The following is a 3010-nucleotide window of genomic DNA, read 5'->3' as shown; positions in this document are numbered from 1 at the left end:
GTGGGGGAGTGGGGAAGTGGGGAGAATACAGTACAACTTAAAAATTAATCAGAGGATAAAAAACCGGGGAAAAGATAGTTTCAGCGCAATACATCTGGGTGAATCTATTCGGTATCAATAACTCCCTCCTGCAATAACCTCTGATCAAAGCTTAACTGAAATTCAGCCTGGGACAAATGCGCTTTTTGGGTTCTCCAGAATTCTCCTCACCATCATTACAACTTAGGCACTGTTCACAGATAAACGCTCAGGGTCCCTCGATTTGCTACTCTAAAGGAAAGATAACCGATTCTTAAGACCAAATCTATGAGCATTCCCGAAATTAGCGTCCATGAACTCGCTCTCCGTTTAGCCGATCATGATCCTAATTTACAACTTATTGATGTGCGCGAACCGGAGGAAGTTGCCATGGCATCTGTGGCCAGTTTTACTATTTTACCCTTGAGTCAATACCAAGAATGGTCGCCCACTATTGCTACCCAATTCAACCCCCAAGCAGAAACCCTGGTTATCTGTCACCATGGCATGAGATCCCTGCAAATGTGCCAATGGCTACAAAGTCAGGGTTTTACTAATGTTAAAAATATTAACGGCGGCATCGATGCTTATTCCCTCCTCGTCGATCCTAATATTCCCCGTTACTAATTTTTATAGCCCCCATCGGGAAAAGAGAGGGGTAAACTATCCCTTTCTCCCCACGGAGGACTGACTACTGATAACTGATAACTGATTAAGCGTTATACTGTCTAAAAAAATCTTATAAATCTTTATCTTAAGATTATTCCCCTATGTCCGCTAGAACCCATCTCAGCGATCGCTATCAACATATCTTAAAGGCGACAATCCAACATTATATCGCCACGGCCGAACCGGTTGGCTCGAAAACTCTACTCGATGAGTACAAATTTACGGTTAGTTCCGCCACGATTCGCAATGCTCTCGGTAAACTGGAAAAAGAAGGTTTACTCTATCAACCCCACACTTCCTCCGGACGCATTCCCTCCGATTGGGGTTATCGTCTCTACGTCGATGAGTTGATGACTCCCGATGACCGTATCGGCGAAAAAATCGGCTATTATCTGCATCAAAACGCTAAATCTCCCGCTTGGAGTCTCGAAAGTCTGCTGCAACGGGCCACCCAATTTTTAGCCGGTTTAAGCGGTTATATCGCTATCGTTACTCTTCCCCACACCCTCACCAATACCCTGCGTCATCTGCAATTAGTCCCCGTCTCGGACCGGCAGATCATGTTAATTATTGTTACAGATAGTTTACAAACACGCTCGGTTATGATAGAAATTCCTGAGTCTATGGCAACGGACAAGGAGAATGGATTAGCAGAAGAATTACAAATCCTCTCTAATTTTCTGGGGGAAAAATTAAAAGGTTATTGCTTGGCAGATTTAATTAACCTCGATTGGCAGCAAATCGAGCGAGAATTTGCCCGTTATACCCATTTTCTCCAACAATTAAGCCAAGAAATCGGCGCTAGTCTCCAATCCACTGCCACCCCGGAGATTATCGTCCATGGTGTCGCTGAAGTCATTCGACAGCCAGAATTCGCCCAATGGCAACAAGTACAAATGTTACTGCATCTATTGGAAGCAGAACAGGATCGCCTTTTACCCCTGATTTTACAAAGACCAGAACCGGAAAAATCAGCTAAAAAAGTCAAAATCACTATTGGTTCCGAAAATCCTCTGGAATCCATGCGCCCTTGTACTCTTATCTCCGCTTTTTATAAACAGGGAGATACTCCCGTCGGTAGTGTTGGCATTATCGGACCGACGCGAATGTTATACGAAAATACTATTCCCCTGGTGGAATCCACCGCTAACTATCTCAGCGAGGCTATAAGTAAGTAGATATCCCCCGCAAAGGTTCGGGAATAGGACAATCGACAGTAAACTCTAAAATTGTCTCACCATCCCCCAAATAGCCAGAATTGGCAAAACAGAGCAACATCCGCACCAGCGCCACCCACACCTCCGCATCGAACTCCCAATCCTGTCCCCGACGCGCTCCACAGGCGATCGATTTTAGCGCCCAAAAATAACTATTTCTCACCACTGAACCGCCTTTTTTATAAACCGGCACATCCTCATGGTGAATATAAAGAATATCATCTTTAGCGATCGCTCTCATCGGTGGCTAGGAAGGTTGCGGGAATTTTCAGCTGACTGTCCTAGATAATAACATCTTTAGCGATCGCTTGGGTTGCGCCAGAAAACCCACTAAGCTAAGACGCATCTTAACCGCCTATCCTTAGATTAGCTGAATCTCCCCTTGCCCCCCGATGTCGGTGGTAGGGTTGATTCATGAATCAACCCTACCTTGAATCAACCCTAGTAGTTGAGCGGTAGGGTTGCCTCGTCTCAATTTTCTTTCTTTCTCACAAATATGAAGTATAATGTCATCGATAGCTAAACCGCACAAAAAATGAAATCCTATCCAGTAGAGTTCCGTCAGAAAATCCTCGACTGTTACTATAACGAACCCATCTCTCAAAGACAATTAGCGAAAAGATTCTGCGTAACCCTGAGTTTCGTACAAAAGCTGTTGAAACAATATCGAGAAACGGGAGATGTTCGACCAAAGACTTATCGATGTGGACGTCATTTAAAACTCACTCCAGAACAAATGCTCGTCCTCGGTGAGTTAATTGAGGAAAATAATGACGCAACTCTAGCTGAACTATCAACACTATTCCTAGAAAGAACTGGTATAGTGTTAAGTGTGGCGACAGTGGCAAGAATAGCCGAACGCTTGAGAATAACCCGCAAAAAAAACTCTACAACCACCCGCAAGAGAGACAGAAAAACTACAACAACTTAGACAATAATAAAAAGTAAGTGGGTGGGTGGAATTAAATATAAGATGAACGTAGGTTGGGTTGAAGCATGAAACCCAACGCCCGCTCATGTTACGCTACCGCTAACCCATCCTACAAATAATTATGCCTCCCTACTTATAAGGATGGGCAAAAGGCAAGAGGCACTCAGGCAAAAGA

4 protein-coding genes are annotated in these 3010 nt (G+C 44.2%); 3 read left to right on the top strand and 1 reads right to left on the bottom strand.

What is annotated here, in order from left to right; genetic code table 11:
• Window positions 1-306 precede the first annotated feature (306 nt).
• Together IQ242_RS21095 and hrcA are read left to right on the top strand one after the other, a co-directional pair.
• Window positions 307-645 carry a rhodanese-like domain-containing protein gene (locus IQ242_RS21095; RefSeq protein ID WP_103112030.1) on the top strand — a complete coding sequence of 113 codons (339 nt, stop codon included), beginning with the start codon at window positions 307-309 and terminating at the stop codon, window positions 643-645.
• A gap of 143 nt (window positions 646-788) precedes the next feature.
• Window positions 789-1865, top strand: a complete 1077-nt coding sequence (hrcA, locus tag IQ242_RS21090) for a heat-inducible transcriptional repressor HrcA (RefSeq protein WP_193961295.1) — start codon at window positions 789-791, stop codon at window positions 1863-1865.
• Here the strand turns inward: hrcA and IQ242_RS21085 are convergent.
• Complete coding sequence (locus tag IQ242_RS21085; protein ID WP_002760270.1) at window positions 1852-2145, bottom strand: hypothetical protein; 294 nt, start codon at window positions 2143-2145, stop codon at window positions 1852-1854. The two genes, hrcA and IQ242_RS21085, sit on opposite strands and share 14 nt — an antisense overlap.
• 294 nt (window positions 2146-2439) lie before the next feature.
• On the opposite strand from IQ242_RS21085, the gene IQ242_RS21080 reads away from it, so the two are divergent.
• Window positions 2440-2835: a transposase gene (locus tag IQ242_RS21080; protein ID WP_193961294.1), complete on the top strand. Its 396-nt coding sequence runs from the start codon at window positions 2440-2442 to the stop codon at window positions 2833-2835.
• The last annotated feature ends 175 nt before the right edge of the window (window positions 2836-3010 follow it).

It is taken from the genome of Microcystis sp. LEGE 08355 (assembly GCF_015207185.1).
GTDB classification, from domain to species: Bacteria; Cyanobacteriota; Cyanobacteriia; order Cyanobacteriales; family Microcystaceae; genus Microcystis; species Microcystis panniformis.
The sequence above is the reverse complement of the archived record's forward strand: the minus strand, read 5'-3'. Positions and strand labels throughout refer to the sequence as shown.

Excerpts from the sequence above, each read along its gene's own strand:
- IQ242_RS21095 (WP_103112030.1), top strand. The coding sequence starts at position 307 with ATGAGCATTCCCGAAATTAGCGTCCATGAACTCGCTCTCCGTTTAGCC.
- hrcA (WP_193961295.1), top strand. The coding sequence starts at position 789 with ATGTCCGCTAGAACCCATCTCAGCGATCGCTATCAACATATCTTAAAG.
- IQ242_RS21085 (WP_002760270.1), bottom strand. The coding sequence starts at position 2,145 with ATGAGAGCGATCGCTAAAGATGATATTCTTTATATTCACCATGAGGAT.
- IQ242_RS21080 (WP_193961294.1), top strand. The coding sequence starts at position 2,440 with ATGAAATCCTATCCAGTAGAGTTCCGTCAGAAAATCCTCGACTGTTAC.